We start from the raw sequence: 18,481 nt of genomic DNA on the forward strand, positions 1-18,481 counted from the left end.
GACTCTCCTCAGAAGGCGGGCCGCGGGACGGAGTCCAGCAGGAGCCGCGTGTACTCGTGCTCCGGCGCGGTCAGCACCCGCGCCGTGGGCCCCGACTCGACGATCCGGCCGCGCCGCATGACGGCCACGTGGTCGGTGACGCAGCCGACCACGGCCAGGTCGTGGGTGATGAACAGGTAGGAGACGTCGCCGGCCGTGCGGATCTCGGCCAGCAGGCCGAGGATCTGCGCCTGGACCGACACGTCGAGCGCGGCCACGGCCTCGTCGAGCACCAGCACCTTGGGCCGTACGGCCAGCGCCCTGGCGATGGCGACGCGCTGCCGCTGCCCGCCCGACAGTTCCCTGGGCATCGCGCGCGCCTCGCGCGGGCCGAGGCCGACCTGCTCGAGCAGCTCGGCCGTCCGGGCCGCGTGCGGCTCGCCGGGAAAGTGCAGCCGCAGCACCTCGGCCAGCGACTCCTCGACGGTGAGGCGCGGGTCGAGCGAACCGAGGGGATCCTGGAAGACGATCTGGATCAGCCTCGCCCGGTCCTTGCGGCCGAGCGAGGCCAGCGGCCGGCCCGCCACCAGCACCGTGCCCGCGTCGGGGCGCTCCAGGCCGAGCAGCAGCCTGGCCGTCGTGGTCTTGCCGGAGCCCGACTCGCCGACCAGGCCGAGCGAGCCGCCCGTCGCCAGGTCGAAGCCGACGTCGTCCACCGCGGTGAACGCGCCGTACCGCTTGCTCAGGCCGCGCACCTCGAGGTCGATGTTCACGGTTCCGCCTTCACACAGGCCACCCCGTCCACGAGGAGCGGGGCGGCGGCCGTACAGGAGTCCATGGCGTGCGGGCAGCGCGGGGCGAACGGGCAGCCGGGCGGCGCCGACAGCAGGTCCGGCGGGCGTCCGGGGATCGGGGGCGGCAGCGTGCCCAGGTCGCTGACGCGCGGCGTGGCCGACAGCAGGCCCTCGGTGTAGGGGTGGCGCGGCTTGGCGAACAGCTGCCGCGTCGGCCCGGTCTCCATGACCCGGCCCGCGTACATGACGTAGACGCGGTCGCAGATCATGGCGGCCAGCTCGAGGTCGTGGGTGATGAAGAGCATCCCGGTCCGCGTCCTGGCGCGCAGCTCGCGCAGCAGCCGGATGATCTCGGCCTGGGTGGTCACGTCCAGCGCGGTGGTCGGCTCGTCGGCCAGCAGCAGCCGAGGTTCGCCCGCCAGGGCCGCCGCGATCACCACCCGCTGGAGCATGCCGCCGGACAGCTCGTGCGGATGCTGGCGCACGTGCCGCTCGGGTTCCGGCAGGCCGACCATGCCAAGCAGCTCGACGGCGCGGGCGCGGGCCGCCCTGGCGCCCATCTCCTCCCGGAGGATCTCGGCGAGGAAATCGCCGATCCGCCGGAAGGGGCTGATCGCCGCCCGCGGGTCCTGGTAGATCATCGCGGCCGCATGGGTCCGGTGGCGGCGCAGCCCCGCCGGCGACATCGACAGCACGTCGGCGCCGTCCATGCGGATCTCGCCCGAGGTCCGCGCGCCCTTCGGCAGCAGGCCGAGAACGGCCCGCGCGGTCAGGGACTTGCCGGACCCCGACTCGCCCACCAGGCCGACGGTCTCGTTCTCGGCCACGGTGAGCGAGATGCGGTCGATCGCCGGGCGGGCGGTGCGCGGCAGCCGTACCGAAAGGTCGTCGATCTCCAGCATGGTCACCTCCTGGAGACGCGGTCGGCGAGGCTCTCACCGACGATGTTGAAGGCGATCACGCTGAGCACGATGGCCATGCCGGGCACGAGGATCGGGCCGAGCGCGCCCTGCAGGACGGCGGACTGGCCCTCGTTGATCATGGCTCCCCAGTCGGCGGCCGGCGGTTGCACGCCCAGGCCGAGGAAGGCGAGCCCGGCCAGGTCGAGCAGGGCGTAGCCGAAGTTGATCGTGGACTGGGCGAGGATCACCGGCGCGATGTTCGGCAGCAGGTGGCGCAGGCAGATGGTCAGGCCGCTGAATCCCAGCGCCCGGTAGGCGGCGATGTACGGCCGGCCCATCTCCCCTCGCGCCACGCCGCGCACCATGCGGCCCACGAACGGCGTGTACGCCACGGCGAGGGTGATCACCGGCCCGAGCTGGCCGGGGCCGTACATCGCGACGACCAGCATGGCCAGCAGCAGGCCGGGGAAGGCGAAGACCAGCTCCATCGAGCGCGACAGCGCGGCGTCCACCCAGCCGCCGTGCCAGGCGGCGGCCAGCCCGATCACGACACCGAGCACCGTGGACAGGGCCACGACGCCCAGCGGCCCGAGCAGACCCGTCCGTGCGCCGTAGATCACCCTGGAGAGCAGGTCGCGGCCGGAGGCGTCGGCGCCGAGCAGGTGGTCGGCGCTCGGTCCGGCCAGCACCGCCGACAGGTCCACCGCGTCGGGGTCGGCGGGGGCCACCAGCGGCGCCAGCACGGCGGCCACGACCAGCAGCGCGATCACCGCCAGCGCCGCCGTCCGCAGGCCGCCGCCCTTGAGCCGGCCGGTGAGGCCACGCAGGCCGGGTCTGACGACGAGTTGTTCCATCAGGTCCTCGCTCCCAGGCGGACGCGGGGATCGGCCAGCGGCGCCAGCAGGTCCACCACGAGGTTGGTGACCACGAACACCGCCACGGTCAGCAGGGTCAGCGCCTGCACGACGGGGAAGTCCTTGACCGTCACCGAGTACTGCAGCAGCTGGCCCAGGCCGTTGACCCCGAAGGTGGTCTCCACCAGCACGGTCGAGACCAGCAGGCCGGGAACGAGCAGGCCGCCGTAGGTGAGGGTCACGGTCATGGCGCCGCGCAGGACGTGCCGGCGTACGATGGCCCGCTCGGGCACGCCCCGGCCGCGGGCGACCGTGACGTACTCCTGGCCCAGCTGGTCGATCATCGCGGTGCGCGACACCCGGGCCAGCACCCCGGCGAAGGTGAGGGCGAGCGCGACGGCGGGCAGCGTGAGATGGTGCAGCCGGTCGGCCAGGCCCTCGCCCGCGCCGATGGACGGGAACCAGCCGAGGTTCACCGAGAACACCGCGATGAGCACGAACCCCAGCACGAACGAGGGGGTGGCGACCGCGACCGAGCTGCCCACCAGCACCGACTTGTCGACCAGGCCGGGCCTGATCGCGCTCCACACGCCGAACGCCAGGCCGAGGACCATGGTGAGCGCGAAGGCCATGCCGATGAGGGTGAGCGTGACGGGCACGCGGGCGGCGATCAGCCCGCCGACGTCGGAGCGGAACTGCACCGAGCGGCCGAAGTCGCCGGTGAGCACGCCGCCGATCCAGTGCAGGTACTGCACGGGGACCGGGTCGTCGAGCCGGTACTGCGCGCGGATGGCGGCGATGGCCTCCGGCGTGGCCGAACGGCCGCTGAGCAGGAAGCTGGCCGGGTCTCCCGGCGCGAGCTGGAGAGCGCCGAACACCAGGAAGGAGGCCGCGCCCAGGATCGCGACCATCCCGGCCAGGCGCCGCAGCAGGAAGCGCGCCATCAGCCCGCCGCGCCGATGTCCGCGGCCCACGGGTAGTAGAGGTAGGAGATGCTGGTGGGCGCGCCCGTGATGCGCTTGCCGAGGAACATCACGTTGTCGAGGTCCGCCAGCGGGATCCACGGCAGCTGCGTGGCGACGGTGTCCTGGAGCTTGGCCGTCAGCTGGGCCCGCTTGACCCGGTCGAACTCCACCTGGGCCGCCTCGACGAGCTTGTCGTAGGCGGGGTCGGAGAAACCGCCGTAGTTCTCGAACTGCCCGGTCTCGAACAGCCCGTACAGCTCCAGCGGGTCGGTCGCCGACAGGTACCAGAACGTCGGGAACAGGTCGATCCCCTTGCGCGCCTCGGGGTCGGAGAACAGCGCGGTGTAGGCGTCGGGGGCGACGGTGCGCACCTCGGCGGACAAGCCGATCTCCTGGGCCGCCGCCTGCACGGCGTTGGAGATCACCGACATCTCGGGACCCGTGTTGGAGGTGCCGATCACGATCTTCTTGCCCTGCGCCCCGGCCTCGGCGATGAGCTTCTTGGCCCCTTCCACGTCCCGCGTGACGGCCGGCGCGGACGGCTTGGCCGCCGCGACGTTGCGCCAGGACTCGACCGGCCCCGGCACGAGCGAGGGGCTGCTGTAGTCGCCGAAGGCCGCCTTGGCCAGGCCCTGCCTGTCGATGGCCAGCGACAGCGCCCGCCGTACCCTGAGATCGGCGAGCGTGCCGTTCTTGAGGTCGGAGACGATCAGGTTCGCGGTGGTCAGGTTGGGGCCGCCGTAGACGGTCCCGGCACCCGAGGACCGCAGCCGGGCGACGGAGGCGGCCGGCACCATCCAGCTGCCGTCGGCCTCGCCGGTCACCAGGGCGTTGGTCCTGGCGGCCGCGTCGGCCACGAAGGTGAAGGTGACCTTGCCGGCCTTGGCCTTGTCGCCCCAGTAGCCGGCGAAGCGGTCCAGCTGGATCGACTGTCCCTTGGTCCAGGTGCCGAGCTTGAACGGGCCCGTGCAGTCCAGGCCCCCGTCGGCGGTGCCGAACGACTTGCCCTTCGCCTTGAGCGAGGCGGCGCTGGCCACCGTACCGGGGGAGGCGCCCATCTCCAGGTTGAACAGCGCGTCGGGCCTGGTGAACTTGACCGTCACCTCCATCGGGCCGGTCTTGGTGATCGACTCGACGTTGCGGTAGCTGGAGATCCAGTAGGAGCCGATCTTCTCGTCGAGGTGCCGGTTGAGGCTGGCCACCACGTCGTCGGCGGTCAGCTCGGCGCCGCTGTGGAACTTCACGCCCTTGCGGATGGTGTAGACGAGCGTCTTGGGGTCGCGCTGCTCGTACTTCTCCGCCAGGCCGGGCTCCTCCTTCAGCTCCGGCGTCCAGCGCATGAGGCTCTCGCAGATGTTGGACAACACCATGTTCTGCGGGTAGTCGAAGGCGTAGACGTAGTCGAGGGTCGGGGGCTCGGCGTAGGAGGCCCAGGTGAAGGCATCGATGTCACCCTTGGGCAGGGGAGTGCCGGAGCTGAGGGTCTTGCCGGGAGAGGGCGTCGCGTTCCCGCCTCCTCCACCGCACGCGGCGGCCGTCACGGTCAAGGTGAGGACGGCCAGCGCCGTCCACCGTCGTCTGCTCATGGGTCACGCCTTTCTCGCGAGATGTCAGGCCTGGTGGACGAGCCGGCCCTGGACGTAGGTCCTGACGACACGGGTGGCGCCGATCTCCTCGGGAGGCCCGGCGAAGGGGTCGCGGTCCAGCACCACCAGGTCGGCGTCCTTGCCCGCCTCGACGGTGCCGGTGACGTCGTCGAGGTGGTTGATCCAGGCGCTGCCCGCCGTGTAGGCGGTGAGCGCCTGCGCCAGGGTGAGGGCCTGCTGGGGAAGGAACGGCTCGCGGGGCTCGCCCTCGGGCACGGCCCTGTTCACCGCGACGTGCACGCCCCACAGCGGGTTCGGGCTGCTCACCGACCAGTCGCTGCCGGCCACCAGCCGCGCGCCCGCGCGGAGCAGGTCGCCGAAGGGGTACTGCAGGGCCGCCCGCCCGGCCCCGAGGAAGGGAATGGTCAGCTCGTCCATCTGGGGTTCGTGGGCCGCCCAGAGCGGCTGGATGTTGGCGGCGGCGCCGACCTCGGCGAACCTGGGGATGTCGGCGGGGTGCACCACCTGCAGGTGCGCGAGGTGGTGGCGGTTGTCGTTGGCGCCGTTGGCCGTGTGCGCCCCGGTGAGGGCGTCGAGCGCCTCCCTGACCGCGCGGTCGCCGAGGGCGTGGAAGTGGATCTGGAAGCCGAGCGCGTCCAGCTCGCGGACCGCCTCGCGCAGCAGGCCGGGGTCCACGAAGCTGATGCCGCGATTGGCGGTCGCGCAGCCGCAGCCGTCCAGGTACGGCTCCAGCATCGCCGCGGTGAAGTTCTCCGCGACGCCGTCCTGCATGATCTTGACGGTGGTGGCGTTGAAGCGGCCGACCCGCCCGTTCTCGCGCCGCTCCACCAGGTGGGGGATCTGCTCCAGCCCGCGCTCGCGGTCCCACCACAGCGCGCCGACGACGCGGGCCAGCAGGGTTCCCTCACGGGCGGCGCGCAGGTACACCTCGTAGTTGTCGGGGCTGCCGGGGAAGGCGCCGATCATGGCGTCCTGCCAGGCGGTCACGCCCATCGAGAACAGGTGGGACTGGCCCGCGAGCAGGCCGGCGTAGGCCTCCTCGGCGGTCGCCACCGGCACGTGCTCGCTCACCAGCGTCATGGCGCCCTCGTGGAGGGTGCCCTGCGGGGTGCCGTCGGGCTCACGCTCGATCCTGCCGTCAACGGGGTCGGGGGTGTCCTTGTCGAGTCCCGCCAGGCGCAGCGCCAGGCTGTTGGCCCAGGCGCCGTGGCCGTCCCTGTTGGTCAGCAGCACCGGCCGGTCGGGCACCACCGTGTCGAGCAGCTGCCTGGTCGGCGTGCCGCCGGGGAAGACGTCCATCGACCAGCCGCCACCGTGGATCCACGCCTTGTCCGGGTGCGCCGCGGCGTAGGCGGCGATCACCGTCAGGTAGCCCTCCACGGTGTGCTCGGCCGACAGGTCGCAACGCAGCATCTGGCCGCCGCCGAAGGCCGGATGCACGTGGGCGTCCTGGAAACCCGCCATGAGCAGCCCGCGGCCGAGGTCCACCACGTCCGTGTCGGGGCCCGCCGCGGCCAGCACCTCCTTCCGGTCGCCGACCCGCAGGACGCGCCCCCCTCCGACCGCGACCGCCGCCTCGATCGGGGCGGCGGTCGTGCCCGTGAAGACCCGCCCCATGAAGATCGTTTCCACCATGACCGCACCTTCCGCTCACGCCGTGTTGGGGAGGAGTGAACGCGAGCGCAACATAGATGTCAACACTGTTGCGCTATCCGGAGACCCAACCGATACACTGGGGCGATCATGGCGAAGACACCTGTGAGGACCAGACGCTCGGGCAGCCAGCTCAGCCGCGAGGCCATCATCGAGGCCAGCCTGCGCATCGCCGCCCGGGGCAGCGGCGACGCGTTCACCGTGCGCCGCCTCGGCGAGGAGCTCGGAGCCGACCCCACGGCCGTCTACCGGCACTTCCGCGACAAGGACGAGCTGCTGCTGTCGGTGGCCGACCGGGTCTACGGCGAGGTCATCGAGAGCGTTCCCGACGGGCTCGGCTGGAAGGACCGGCTGCGGGCGCTGGCCGACGCGTCGCTGCGGATCGCGCTCAAGTACCCGGCCGTCGCCTCCATCACCGGCAGCCGTACCACCCGGCGGATCAACGAGTTCCGCCTGGTCGAGTTCATCCTGGGCGCGGTCGGCGAGGCGGGGCTCGACGGCGCCGACGCCGCGCTGCACTACCGGGCCTTCGCCGACGCCCTCCTGGCGCACGTGGCCCAGGCGGCCGCCTACGCGCTGTTCTCCCCCGAGGTCAGAGCGGGGGACGAGTCGTCATGGGGGCGGGAGTACCGCACGGTCGATCCCGAGCTCTTCCCCCGGATCACCCGCCTGAACGCGGAGCTCGCCGAGATACGCCCGGGACCGGTCTACACCGTCCAGGTGGAGGCCCTGATCGCCGCGATCGAGGCCCGCGCCGCGTCGGCGGCCGGGGACGCGCCCCGGACCTGACGCCACGGCGGGGTTCCCGTCAGCGGACGCGGACCTGCGAGGCCAGCGTGCCGCCGCCGGGCGCCCGCCATCCGGCCGGCACGAACGCGCCGGCGCCGAGGGCGCGGGTGAGCGGCACGCGCACGGTCGTGTCACCGCCGCGCGCGACGGTGACCACGCGGCTGCCCGCCGTCCCCTGACCGTCGCGGACGAACAGGTGCGCCGTGCCCGCGGACGCGGCGCGCAGCGTCACCGTCACCGCGTCCCGCCCGGCCACGGCGGAGCTGACCAGGCCGCGCTCGGACGGCCCGGCCGCCGGACCGCCGGCGAGCGGCAGGCCGAGGCGGGCCGCCTGCTCCAGCGACTGCGGCGAGTCCAGGCTGGACAGGCCGGTGTCCGGGATCACCGGGTCGGGCGGGGTGGTCGGCCGTCCCGGCGGCGGCCGGTAACCCGGCAGCGTCACGACGCCCCACCGGTACGGGTCGCCCTGCACGCCGCCCCACGTCGACCAGCCGATCCGGGTCTGGCCGGTCTTGTCCTGGGTGTCGGAGTCGTACACGAGGACGTTCAGCCCGAGATGCCCGGGATCGACGGCGCCCGGCAGAAGCTCCATCGGGATGGCCATCTCCACGGTGTACTGCCCGGCCGACACCTTCGCGGCCACCCGCATCCCCGGAGCGGTCCGCTCGCCCGGCCCCTGACGGTTGTCGGCGTCCCGCTCGAAGCACGGCGGTCCCTCGGCCGTCACCGGCAGCACCGCCGCCTTGAACGTCGTGGAGGTGTTCTCCGACGTGCCGCGCGGGTCGAGGGTCACCTCGACGGCGTCGGTCCGCCAGTGCCGCTTGCAGTCGGCGGCGGGCAGGCGGGTGCCGGTCACGTCGTCGTTCACCTGGACCAGGAGGAACAACGTGTCGTCGCGCCAGGAGAGCTTGGCCGTGCCGGAGCAGTCCGCCGCCGACGCGCACGCGGAGCCTTCCCAGAGGCGCGAGACGTCCAGGGCCGCGCCGGCGTACTCACCGTCGCCCTCGGCGCCGTCGACGACCGGCGCCTCGGCCGCCCGCGGGATGGCCGCCGCCGGCACCAGCTCCAGCGCGGGCCTGCTGACGCTGGAGCCGTCCGCGCTGGTCGTGGTGATGGTGTAGGCGTAGTCGCCGCCCTCGTTGGCGGTCTTCAGCGAGGTGTCGGTGTTGGTGACGGTGAACGGCACCGTCGTCGAGGCCCCCGCCGCCAGGCCGGTGTAGGCCGCCTCGGCGCGGTCGGCGGCGAAACCGGCGGGCAGGTCCAGCCGTACGGTGCCGGACCGGACGGTGTCGCTCACGTTGGTGACCACGACGCCCACCTGGCGGGAGCCGCCTGAGGGCAGGGTGAGCACGGGAGTGACCAGGTCGCGCAGCTGCGGCACGCCCGCCTGTGCGGCCCACGTCTCGTACTGGCCGACCTGGGGCAGCGACTGCTGCCCTCCGCGTACGGCGGGGCTGACCTCGACCACCCGGTCGGTGTAGCCGCGGCCCTTCTCGGTGGCCAGCGTCGCGGCCACCCGCGCCCGTTGACCGGGGGCGGCCTCCCGCGGCGGCGTGACGGTGAAGGCGGCCGACCCGGTACGGCCGGCGCCGAGCCCGCCGAGGTCGCCCGACCCGCTGACCCGCCAGCCCTCGGGGACGCGCAGCGTCACCGCCGATCGGCCCAGCGGCTCGCGGGCGGGAGCGGTCGCGGTCACCGTGACGGTGAACGCCGTGCCGGGGCGGACGTCGAAGGTGCCGGCGCGCAGGTCGAGCGAGGTGCCGAGCGGGACCGCGCCGGACGCCCTGACCAGCGCGCCGTCGAGGACCGCCGTCGGCGCGGCGGCCGCCGCGGTGCCCGGCTCGGGGAAGGGCACCCGCGAGTCGACCTGGGTGAAGAAGTCGCAGCCGAGCCGGTCCGGGTCCTGCGGCACGTCGGGGAAGCCGGCCCAGCCCTGGGAGGCGTAGACGCGCTGGGCATCGCGCTCGATGGCGGCCCAGCTCCGGCCCGCGCTCGGGGAGACGCGCCCGCTCCACACCCCGTACACGTTCTGCGTCGGGTCGGCGGGGCGGAACGTCGCGGCGCACCGGGGACCGTTCTGGGCGGTCCCGCGCGCCCGTCCGAGCAGTACGCGAGCCGGGGCGAAGGGGCGCAGCCCCTCACGGGCGAGCTGCTCGGGGAAGGCCAGGGGGTCGGCCGCCGCGTGGAAGGCCTGGACGGCCAGCCGCGCGGCCTGCTGGTGGTTGCCGTGGTTGCCGGGGGAGGGAGCCGGATCCATCGTCAGCAGGATCTCGGGCCGGGTCTGGCGGACGATCCGCACGACCTTCTCCAGCGTGTCGCCGCCCCAGACGCGGTCGGTCAGCGGCGCGCTCACCGTGTAGTAGAAGTCGACGTCGTCGAGGTTGAAGACCTCCCGCACGCCTGCCTTCGCCACCGCCGTACGCTCCTCGGCCTCCCTGAGCAGGCCGAGCGCCGGGCCCTCCTCGGGGCCGACGGCGTTGCCGCCGCCCTCGCCCCTGGTGACGGTGACGACGCCGGCGCGGACGCCGTGGTCCTCCTTCCACTGCCCGAGCGTCGAGAGGGTGAAGGCCTCGTCGTCGGGATGGGCGCCGACGAACAGCACGTCGAGATCGGCACGCGTCCCACCCGGGGCGGCGGCCTCGGTCCTACCTGGGGCGCCGGGCTCGGTCCCACCCGGGGCGGCGGGCCCGGTCCCGGTCTGCGCGGCGGGGTGCCTCTCAGAGCCGGGCGGGGCGGGGTGAGCGTGGGAGCCCGCCGGGGCGGTCGAGCCCAGCGCGGGTACGGCCGGCGCCAGCGCCAGCAGCACCGCGACGGCCAGCACGCCCAGGCGACCCCCCGGCCGCGCGGCCCGCCAGGAGGCGGTCGAGGGAGTCACCGTCCGCGAAGGCGCGGAATGTATGGCCACCGCCCGGGGAGGCACGGGGGGCGGGTACACCGCTCGCGGAGGCGTGGAAGGCGGAGACACCTGCGGAGGTGCGGGCGGCGGATGCTCGGCGCGTGGAGGTGCGGGAGGTGGAGGCTCGGCACGCGGAGGTGCGGGCGGCGGATGCTCGGCGCGTGGAGGCGCGGGAGGTGGGGACTCGGCCTGCGGAGGCGCGGGCGGTGGGGGAGGGGCGGGTCGCGGGTGCTGCGGATGGCGCATGGAACCTCCGGGATTACTCGCGGACCGCCCCCTGGAGCAGCCCGCGGATGAAATGGCGCTGGAGGAACAGGTAGAAGATCACGACAGGGGTGGCGACGATGACCGAGCCGGCGGCGAGGAGCGTGAAGCCGGAGGTGTACTGGCCCTGGAAGAAGGCCAGCCCGAGCGGCGCGGTACGCAGCGACTCCGAGGTCACCATGATCAGCGGGATGAGGAACTCGTTCCACGTCCACATGAAGACCAGGACGGTCAGGGTGACGATGGCCGGCCGGGCCGGTGGCACCAGCACCTGCCACAGGATCCGCCAGACCGAGGCGCCGTCGATGCGGGCGGCCTCGACGATCGCGCGGCTGCCGGTGCGGAAGTAGGCCCGCATCCAGAACGTGCCGAACGCCACCGACAGCGCCACCTGCGGCAGCGCGACCGACCAGAAGGTGTCGGTCAGGCCGAGCGCGCGCAGGTCGAAGTAGAGAGGCACGGCGATGGCCTCGCTCGGCATCATGATCCCGAGCAGGAACAGGTAGAACAGCACCGACCGGCCGCGGAAGCGCATCGTGCCGAACGCGTACCCGCTCATGATCGACAGGACGACGCTGACGACCACGACGAACGACGACACCGCGAGGCTGGTGGCCAGGTAGGTGCCGAAACGGCCGACCTCCCACGCCGCCGCGAAGTTCCCGACGTGCAGCCCGGCCACGCTGAACCGCTGCCCGCCCGCTGCGGCGGCGTCGTCGGGGCCCAGCGCCGCCGACAGGATCGTCACCACGGGTCCCAGCGCGAACGCGGCGAACGCCAGCAGGATGACGTAGTTGGCCAGCCGTTCTCCGCGAGAGATCACGAGACACCCCTGTCGGCGAACCGGTTGATCCCGAACGAGATCGCGAAGATGACGGCGGTGAGGGTGACGCCGACCGCCGCCGCCGAGCCGACCTGGCCGAGCTCGAAGGCCCGATGGTAGACCTCGTACGACGGCACCGCCGTCGAGTCGCCCGGCCCGCCGCGCGTGGTGACGTACACCAGGTCGAACGTCCGCAGCGCGGCGATCACGGTCAGGGTGAGCGCGACCGCGATCTCCCCGCGCACCGAGGGCAGCGTGACGGCGAAGAACTCCCTGACCGCGCCGGCCCCGTCCAGCCTGGCTGCCTCGTACAGCTCCACGGGGATGCGGCTCATCCCGGCCAGCAGCAGCACGGTCACCAGGCCGGTCTCGAACCACGTGCCGACCACGCCGACCGCCGGCAGCGCGAAGGCGTGGTCGCCGAGCCAGCCCCTGGTGAGCGCGTCGAGCCCGAGCGCGCCGAGCAGGTCGTTGAGCGTGCCGTCGGGCGCGTAGACGCGCCGCCAGGCGACGGCCACCACGACCATGGCGACCACCTGGGGCAGGAACACCACCGTGCGGAAGAAGGCCAGCCCGCGCACCTTGGCGTGGTTCAGTATCGCGGCCAGCGTCAGCCCGATCGCCAGCGGCGCCAGCGCGTAGAAGACGATGAGGACCAGGGCGTGGGCGAAGGCGGCCCGCAGCCCCTCGTCCGCGACGATCGCGGCGTAGTTGTCCAGCCCCGCCCACCGGCCGGGGGTCAGGCCGTCCCACTCGAACAGCGACAGGTGCGCCGCCCGCGCGATCGGATAGAGCAGGAACGCCGCGTAGACCGCCAGGGCGGGCAGCAGGTAGAGGTAGGCGATCCCGCGCGGCTCCCCGGGCGGACCTCCCGGGCGCCTGGAGGTGGGCCGGGACCGGGTCACGGCCGCCTCCGGACGCCCTGACCCGGGAGCGCGCATGGACGAGTGCGGCGTGGCCATGAGCTCGCGGTCACTCGTTGCTTTCGGCGAACGTCTTGTAGTCCTTCTCCAGCGTGGCCAGGAACTCCTGCGGAGCGACCTTCTCGGCCAGCAGGTCCTGCAGCGCCGCGCCGAGCGTGTCGGCGAAGGTCGGGGTGGCGTAGTCGAGGTAGGGCACCAGGCCGTTGCGCTCGGTGACGGCGCCGAACGCGGCGAACATGTCCTGCTGCGCGCCGGCCCCGACGCCGTCCTGCCGGTTGGCGTCGGCGATCGGCAGCAGGCCGTTGGCGGTGAGCACCTTCATGGCCTCGGCGCTGGTGAGGAAGTCGATGTAGGCCGCCGCCGCGTCGGGGTGGGGGCTCTTGGCCGTGATCGCGAACGGCAGGCCGGTGCCGCCGGTCGCCACGGGCGGCGTGCCGGGCGGCCGGACGAAGCCCAGGTCCTTGCCCATGACCTTCTGCAGGTCGGCGACCAGCCAGCTGCCGCCGATCAGGAAGACGCCCTGGCCCTTGCCGAACGCCTGCCAGGCGGCGTCGTAGCCCTGGCCGTTGAAGCCCTTGGCGAAGTAGCCCTTGTCGACCCAGTCGACGAGCTGCTCGGCGGCCTTCAGGTTCTCCGGGGTGGTCCACGAGGCGCCCTTGCGGCCGAAGCCCAGCGCGGTGATCTTGGGGGCGGACACGTACCGTGCCTGCACGGTGCCGAACACGTGAACGGCCGGCCACTTGTCGAGGTTGCCCAGCTGGAGCGGCACCTCGCCGGCGGCCTTGGCCGTGGCCAGCGCGGCGTCGAACTCCTCCCACGTCGTCGGCGGGCGCAGGCCGAGCCTGGCCAGCTTGGCGGCGTTGTACAGGATGCCGACGACCTCGCCGACCTGCGGCATGCCGTACAGGTCGCCGGTGCCGAAGATCTTGCCGTCGGGGGTGTAGCTCACGTACTGCAGGACCGACGGGGAGTAGCGCTTCCTCCACCCGTAGGCCTCGGCGTAGGCGTCCAGCGGGCGCAGCTGGCCCGCCTTCACGAACGCCCCCATCTGGGCGCGGCCGTTGTTGGCCTGCACCACGTCCGGCGGCTGGTTGCCGCTCAGCGCCAGCCGCAGCGTGGTGTTGAGATCGTCGAAGGAGCGGGAGACCCGGTTGAGCGTGATGTTGGGGTACTTCTTCTCGAACGCGGCGTTGAGCTGCTTGATCTGGGCGGCCTGCCCGCCGCGGACCTCCTGGTCCCAGACGGTGAGCGTCACGGGGCCGAGGGCCGCGGCGTCGGTGCGCACCGTCGAGGCGGGCTGGGCAGGGGCGGGCGGGGCCGAGGAGCCGGGCGCGCACGCGGCCACGGTGAGGGCCAGGACCGCGGCACCGGCGGCGAGGACGGCACGCGTCACGGCGCCGCGCGGCTCGCGCCCGCGCGCTGTTCGCGTCGTGGAGATCATGGGTTACTCCTTGTGGGCAGGCACGGGCGGCGTGTCCGGGTCCGCCGGCGGTCCTTCGGCGGCCTCGGGGGCCGGGTCCGCCGGTGGTCCCGTGGCGGCCTCAGGGTCCGGATCCGCCGGTGGTCCTTCGGCGGCCTCAGGGTCCGGATCCGCCGGCGGTCCTTCGGCGGCCTCAGGGGCCGGATCCACCGGTGGTCCCGTGGCGGCCTCGGGGCTCCGATCCGCCGGCGGTCCTTCGGCGGCCTCGGGCGGGGGAGCGACCATGCCCAGGTCGGCGTGCCTGGCGATGGTGGCCACGGCCCGGCGCACCGCGCCCATCGGGACGGTCGGCACCAGCCGGTCGAGGAAGCGGTATCGGCGGGCCAGCGACTCGGCGTAGGCGCCGCCGTGCCCGGCTCTCGCCCGTGCCGCGTGCCACCAGTCGGCGATGTCCCCCCAGCCCGGCGCGGCCAGCGACCCGCCGAACTGCTGGACGGCCAGCGCCGCGCAGAGCCCGGCGAAGGCCAGCCGGTCGGCCAGCGGCCAGCGGCACAGGGTGCCGAGCACCAGGCCGGCGCCGAAGACGTCACCCGCGCCGGTCGGGTCGAGGGCGGTCACCCGGGGGGCGGGCACGTAGGCCTCCTCCCCGGACAGGGAGTCGATGGCCATGGCGCCGTTGGCCCCGTCGGTGACCACGGCGAGCGGCACCAGGTCGGCGATCGCGTACAGGGCGTCGCGCGGGGTGTCGGTGCCGGTGTAGGCCGTCGCCTCGACCGCGTTGGGCATGAACGCGTGGCAGATCGTCAGCTGGTCCAGCAGTTCGGGACGCCACGTGCCCGAGGGGTCCCAGCCCACGTCGGCGAAGATGAGCGCGCCTTCGCGGTGGGCCCGCTCGGCCCAGTTGCCCTCGCCGAGCGGCTCGTCGCTGGCGAGCGCCGCGATCACCGCCCTGGACGGCGGCGGCGTGCCGATCATCTGCGTCGCCGGCATCGGCGCGGGGTGGCCGTGGGTCACCATGCTGCGGTCGCGGTCGACGGCCATGGAGACCGTCACCGGCGAGTGCCAGTGGGCGAAGCGCCGTGACCTGGACAGGTCGACCGACTCCTGTTCCGCCAGCGTGCGCCAGCAGAAGTCGGCGTAGTCGTCGTCACCGAACGCGGCGGCCAGCGAGGTGCGCAGGCCCAGCCTGCTGGTCGCGATGGCGAGGTTGGCGATGCCGCCGGGGCAGGAACCCATGCCCTCGGCCCAGATCTCGGTGCCGGAGACGGGCATCGAGGGCAGGCCGGTGAAGACGATGTCGAGGAAGACCGTGCCCGCTAAGAAGACGTCGAACCGTGGCCCCTCAGGGGTGCGCTGATCGGCGAGAGGGTCGTACGCCTGGACAGACACGGGAATGAGTCCTCCTCGACAGACCGTCTTGTGCGCAATCTTGCATGTTTCCTCGAGCACATCAAGTGCTTTGTGCGGCAAGCTGGTCAATGTTGCTCACTCATGCGCGTAAATGACTGATATGATCCCCCCGTGCTCCAGCACCTCAGGCATGCGGAGATCATGCGCCGGGTCCGCCTCGCCGGTGCCACCAGCGTGCTCGATCTCGCCAGGCAGCTCGGCGTCAGCCCGTCCACCATCCGCAGGGACCTCGAGGTGCTCGACCGCGACGGCACGCTGCGGCGCGTGCGCGGGGGCGCGCTCGCCGACGTCGACGCCGACGACGACCGCCCCTTCGCCGAGATGGCCGCGGTCGACGAGCGGGACAAGGAGGCGGTCGCCGTCCGCGCCGCGCAGATGGTGCACGAGGGCGACGTGGTCCTGCTCGACATCGGCACCACCACCATGCGCCTGGCCCGCCGGCTGCGCGGGCGCCGCGTCACCGTGGTCACCTCCAGCCTGGCCGTCCTGGACGTGCTGCGCACCGACACCGAGGTCGAGGTGCTGCTGCTCGGGGGCATGGTCCGCCGGGCCTACCACTCGCTGGTCGGGGTGCTGACCGAGGCGGCGCTGAGCCAGATCTGCGCCGACCACGTCTTCCTCGGCGCCAGCGGCGTCCGGCCGGACGGCCAGCTCGTCGACACCACGCTCGCCGAGGTGCCGCTGAAGCGCGCCATGATCGCGGCGGGCGAGCGCGTGGTGCTCCTGGCCGACCGGCACAAGTTCCCCGGCACCGGCGCCCTGCGGGTGTGCGGCCCCGAGGACATCGACGTGATCGTCACGAACGAGGGCGCCGACGAGAGGACGCTGCGCGCCTGCGCGGCGGCGGGCACGGAGGTGGTGCTCGCGTGATCGTCGCCGCCGCGCGCGAGCCCCTGCCGAGACCGGGCGGCGGACGGGGAGCGCGATGAAACTGGCCGTTCTGGGCGGCGGAGGCTTCCGGGTGCCCCTCGTGTACGGCGCGCTCCTGCGCGACACCGCCACCCCGCGGGTGGAGGAGGTGGTCCTGCACGACGTGTCGGAGGAGCGGCTGGCGGCCATCCGGCACGTGCTCGACCAGCTCGCCGCCGGACACGACCGCCCGCCCAAGGTGTGGGCCACCACGGACCTGGACGCCGCGCTGCGCGAGGCCGCCTTCGTCTTCTCGGCGATCCGGGTGGGCGGGCTGGCGGGCCGTACGGCCGACGAGCGGGTCGCGCTCGACCTCGGCGTGCTGGGCCAGGAGACGACCGGGCCAGGCGGCATCGCCTTCGGCCTGCGCACCGTGCCGGTGGCGGTGCGCGTCGCCGAGCGGGTGGCCGCTCTGGCCCCGGACGCCTGGGTCATCAACTTCACCAACCCGGCCGGAATGATCACTGAGGCCATGCGGGGGGTGCTCGGGGACCGCGTGGTCGGCATCTGCGACTCCCCGATCGGGCTGGTCAGGCGCGCCGCCGCCGCCCTCGGGCTCGATCCGGCCCGGGTGTCGCCCGACTACGTGGGGCTCAACCACCTGGGCTGGTTGCGCGGCCTCACCCATGACGGCCGCGACGTGCTGCCGGACCTGCTCGCCGACGACGCCGCGCTGCGCCGGGTGGAGGAGGCCAGGATCTTCGGCGGCGACTGGGTGCGCACCCTCGGCGCGCTGCCCAACGAGTACCTGTACTACTACTACTTCACCCGCGAGTCGGTCGCCGCGCTCCGCGGCGCCGCGCACACCCGTGGCGAAGCCCTGCTCGGGCAGCAGGACCGGTTCTACGCGGCGGTGCGCGAGCGGCCCGAGCACGCCCTCGCCGCCTGGGGCAGGGCGCGCAGGGAACGCGACGCGACGTACATGGCCGAGGCCCGCGACGCCACCGCCGCCGGCGAGCGCGACGTCGCCGACCTGCAGGCGGGCGGGTACGAGGGCATCGCGCTCGCCCTCATGGCCGCCATCGCGCGGGGGGAGCCCTCCACCATGATCCTCAACGTCCGCAACGGCTCCGCGGTGCCGGGCCTGCCCGAGGAGGCGGTCGTCGAGATCCCCTGCCTGGTCACCGGTGCCGGGATCCGGCCGCTGGCCACCCGCCCGCTGCCCGGCCGGTTCCTGGGGCTCGTGCAGCAGGTCAAGGCGGTCGAGCAGACCGCCATCGCGGCCGCCCTGTCCGGCTCGGCCCGCCTGGCCGTCGCGGCGTTCGCGCTGCATCCCCTGGTCGATTCGGTGGCCACGGCGCGCGCGCTGCTGGACGGCTACCGCGCCCGCATCCCCGAGCTGGCCGCCGTCCTGCCTGGTTCGGTCTGACGCCGCGCCCGCATGACCGAGCCGGCCGCTGTTCCTGCCCGGTCCGGTCCGGCGCCGCATCCGCATGACCGAGCCGGCCGCTGTCCCCGGTTCGGTCCGGCGCCCGCGTCCCCTTTCCCCGGCGCCGCCGAAAGCCCGCCGTTCCCGAGGTTCGCGTGCCGGCGAATTCCCGAGGCGGCGCGTGTCGGTCCGGCCGGTTCCCGTTCGTCGGTGAGGCGAACAGCCTTCAGCGAAGGGGAACCCGATGAACGACATCAGGGCGGCCGTCGCCGCCGAACGCCGCGACCTCGCGGACGTGCTCGCCGGTCTGTCGGACCGGCAGTGGGACCAGCCCAGCCTGTGCGCGGGATGGCGGGTACGGGAGGTGGCGGCCCATATCACCACGCCCTTCCGTTACTCGCTGCCGAAAGTGGTGCTCGGCCTGCTCGCCGCCCGCGGCGACTTCAACAGGGCGGCCGACCGGTTCGCCAGGCGTGACGCGGTCACGATGACGCCGCGGCAGCTCACCGCCTCGTTGCGCGACAACGCGACCCACCCCTGGAAGCCCCCGGGCGGCGGCCACGAGGGCGCGCTGAGCCACGACGTGATCCACGGCCTGGACATCACCGTCGCGCTGGGCCTGGACCGGAAGGTGCCCGAGGAGCGGCTCAGGCCCGCCCTGCCGGTCAGCGCCTCCGACAGGGGCGTGCTGTTCTTCAAGGTCGACCTCGCCGGCGTCGAGTTCCGCGCCGACGACCTCGACTGGACCTTCGGGACGGGCACGCCGGTCCACGGCTCGGCACAGGACCTGCTGCTGGCGATCTGCGGCAGGAAGCTGCCGCCCGGCAGGCTGCGCGGCGCCCCGGCGGCACGCTTCACCCGCGCCTGACCGGAACGCCGCCACACCCGGCGGTCCGGTCAAGGTCCGCGTCACGAGCGGTCCGT

The 18,481-nt window shown here is 73.5% G+C and carries 15 protein-coding genes; 4 read left to right on the top strand and 11 right to left on the bottom strand.

The annotated features are described in order from the left end of the window. Positions 1–8: 8 nt before the first annotated feature. The 6 genes from ABZX22_RS12975 to ABZX22_RS13000 are packed head-to-tail and all read right to left on the bottom strand — an operon-like array spanning position 9 to position 6,736. Positions 9–752 (bottom strand): ATP-binding cassette domain-containing protein, encoded by a 744-nt coding sequence (locus tag ABZX22_RS12975; protein WP_354908036.1) that lies wholly within the window; start codon positions 750–752, stop codon positions 9–11. Further along, positions 749–1,675 (bottom strand): ABC transporter ATP-binding protein, encoded by a 927-nt coding sequence (locus ABZX22_RS12980; protein ID WP_354908038.1) that lies wholly within the window; start codon positions 1,673–1,675, stop codon positions 749–751. Before ABZX22_RS12980 ends, ABZX22_RS12975 begins: the two co-directional genes overlap by 4 nt. A 2-nt stretch (positions 1,676–1,677) precedes the next feature. Beyond that, positions 1,678–2,529 (bottom strand): ABC transporter permease, encoded by an 852-nt coding sequence (locus ABZX22_RS12985; RefSeq protein ID WP_354908039.1) that lies wholly within the window; start codon positions 2,527–2,529, stop codon positions 1,678–1,680. Then, positions 2,529–3,503 carry an ABC transporter permease gene (locus tag ABZX22_RS12990; protein WP_354908041.1) on the bottom strand — a complete coding sequence of 325 codons (975 nt, stop codon included), beginning with the start codon at positions 3,501–3,503 and terminating at the stop codon, positions 2,529–2,531. The genes ABZX22_RS12985 and ABZX22_RS12990 overlap by 1 nt, the downstream gene beginning before the upstream one ends. After that, complete coding sequence (locus ABZX22_RS12995) at positions 3,473–5,080, bottom strand: ABC transporter substrate-binding protein (protein WP_354908043.1); 1,608 nt, start codon at positions 5,078–5,080, stop codon at positions 3,473–3,475. Before ABZX22_RS12995 ends, ABZX22_RS12990 begins: the two co-directional genes overlap by 31 nt. Before the next feature lie 24 nt (positions 5,081–5,104). Beyond that, positions 5,105–6,736: an amidohydrolase gene (locus ABZX22_RS13000; protein ID WP_354908044.1), complete on the bottom strand. Its 1,632-nt coding sequence runs from the start codon at positions 6,734–6,736 to the stop codon at positions 5,105–5,107. Between the two features lie 108 nt (positions 6,737–6,844). On the opposite strand from ABZX22_RS13000, the gene ABZX22_RS13005 reads away from it, so the two are divergent. Then, positions 6,845–7,543: a helix-turn-helix domain-containing protein gene (locus ABZX22_RS13005; protein WP_354908045.1), complete on the top strand. Its 699-nt coding sequence runs from the start codon at positions 6,845–6,847 to the stop codon at positions 7,541–7,543. Positions 7,544–7,562: 19 nt separating this feature from the next. Here the strand turns inward: ABZX22_RS13005 and ABZX22_RS13010 are convergent, their stop codons facing one another. The 5 genes from ABZX22_RS13010 to ABZX22_RS13030 form a co-directional block, all read right to left on the bottom strand. Then, entirely contained in the window at positions 7,563–10,418 is a 2,856-nt protein-coding gene (locus ABZX22_RS13010; RefSeq protein WP_354908047.1) for a sugar-binding protein, read from the bottom strand. 280 nt (positions 10,419–10,698) lie between these two features. Further along, complete coding sequence (locus ABZX22_RS13015) at positions 10,699–11,526, bottom strand: carbohydrate ABC transporter permease (protein ID WP_354908048.1); 828 nt, start codon at positions 11,524–11,526, stop codon at positions 10,699–10,701. Further along, positions 11,523–12,431 carry a sugar ABC transporter permease gene (locus ABZX22_RS13020; RefSeq protein WP_354908049.1) on the bottom strand — a complete coding sequence of 303 codons (909 nt, stop codon included), beginning with the start codon at positions 12,429–12,431 and terminating at the stop codon, positions 11,523–11,525. The genes ABZX22_RS13015 and ABZX22_RS13020 overlap by 4 nt, the downstream gene beginning before the upstream one ends. A gap of 67 nt (positions 12,432–12,498) precedes the next feature. Beyond that, complete coding sequence (locus ABZX22_RS13025; protein WP_354908051.1) at positions 12,499–13,890, bottom strand: extracellular solute-binding protein; 1,392 nt, start codon at positions 13,888–13,890, stop codon at positions 12,499–12,501. A gap of 3 nt (positions 13,891–13,893) precedes the next feature. Beyond that, on the bottom strand, positions 13,894–15,258 hold the full coding sequence (locus ABZX22_RS13030; protein WP_354908052.1) for a PfkB family carbohydrate kinase: 1,365 nt from the start codon (positions 15,256–15,258) through the stop codon (positions 13,894–13,896). Positions 15,259–15,390: 132 nt separating this feature from the next. Here ABZX22_RS13030 and ABZX22_RS13035 point away from each other — a divergent pair, with 132 nt between their 5' ends. The 3 genes from ABZX22_RS13035 (at position 15,391) to ABZX22_RS13045 (ending at position 18,425) form a co-directional block, all read left to right on the top strand. Beyond that, positions 15,391–16,149: a DeoR/GlpR family DNA-binding transcription regulator gene (locus ABZX22_RS13035; protein ID WP_354908054.1), complete on the top strand. Its 759-nt coding sequence runs from the start codon at positions 15,391–15,393 to the stop codon at positions 16,147–16,149. 55 nt (positions 16,150–16,204) lie between these two features. Next, positions 16,205–17,557, top strand: a complete 1,353-nt coding sequence (locus ABZX22_RS13040; RefSeq protein WP_354908055.1) for a 6-phospho-beta-glucosidase — start codon at positions 16,205–16,207, stop codon at positions 17,555–17,557. A gap of 244 nt (positions 17,558–17,801) precedes the next feature. After that, positions 17,802–18,425 carry a maleylpyruvate isomerase family mycothiol-dependent enzyme gene (locus ABZX22_RS13045; protein WP_354908056.1) on the top strand — a complete coding sequence of 208 codons (624 nt, stop codon included), beginning with the start codon at positions 17,802–17,804 and terminating at the stop codon, positions 18,423–18,425. Positions 18,426–18,481 lie beyond the last annotated feature (56 nt).

Source organism: Nonomuraea sp. NPDC003804, assembly GCF_040610675.1.
Lineage (GTDB): Bacteria > Actinomycetota > Actinomycetes > Streptosporangiales > Streptosporangiaceae > Nonomuraea.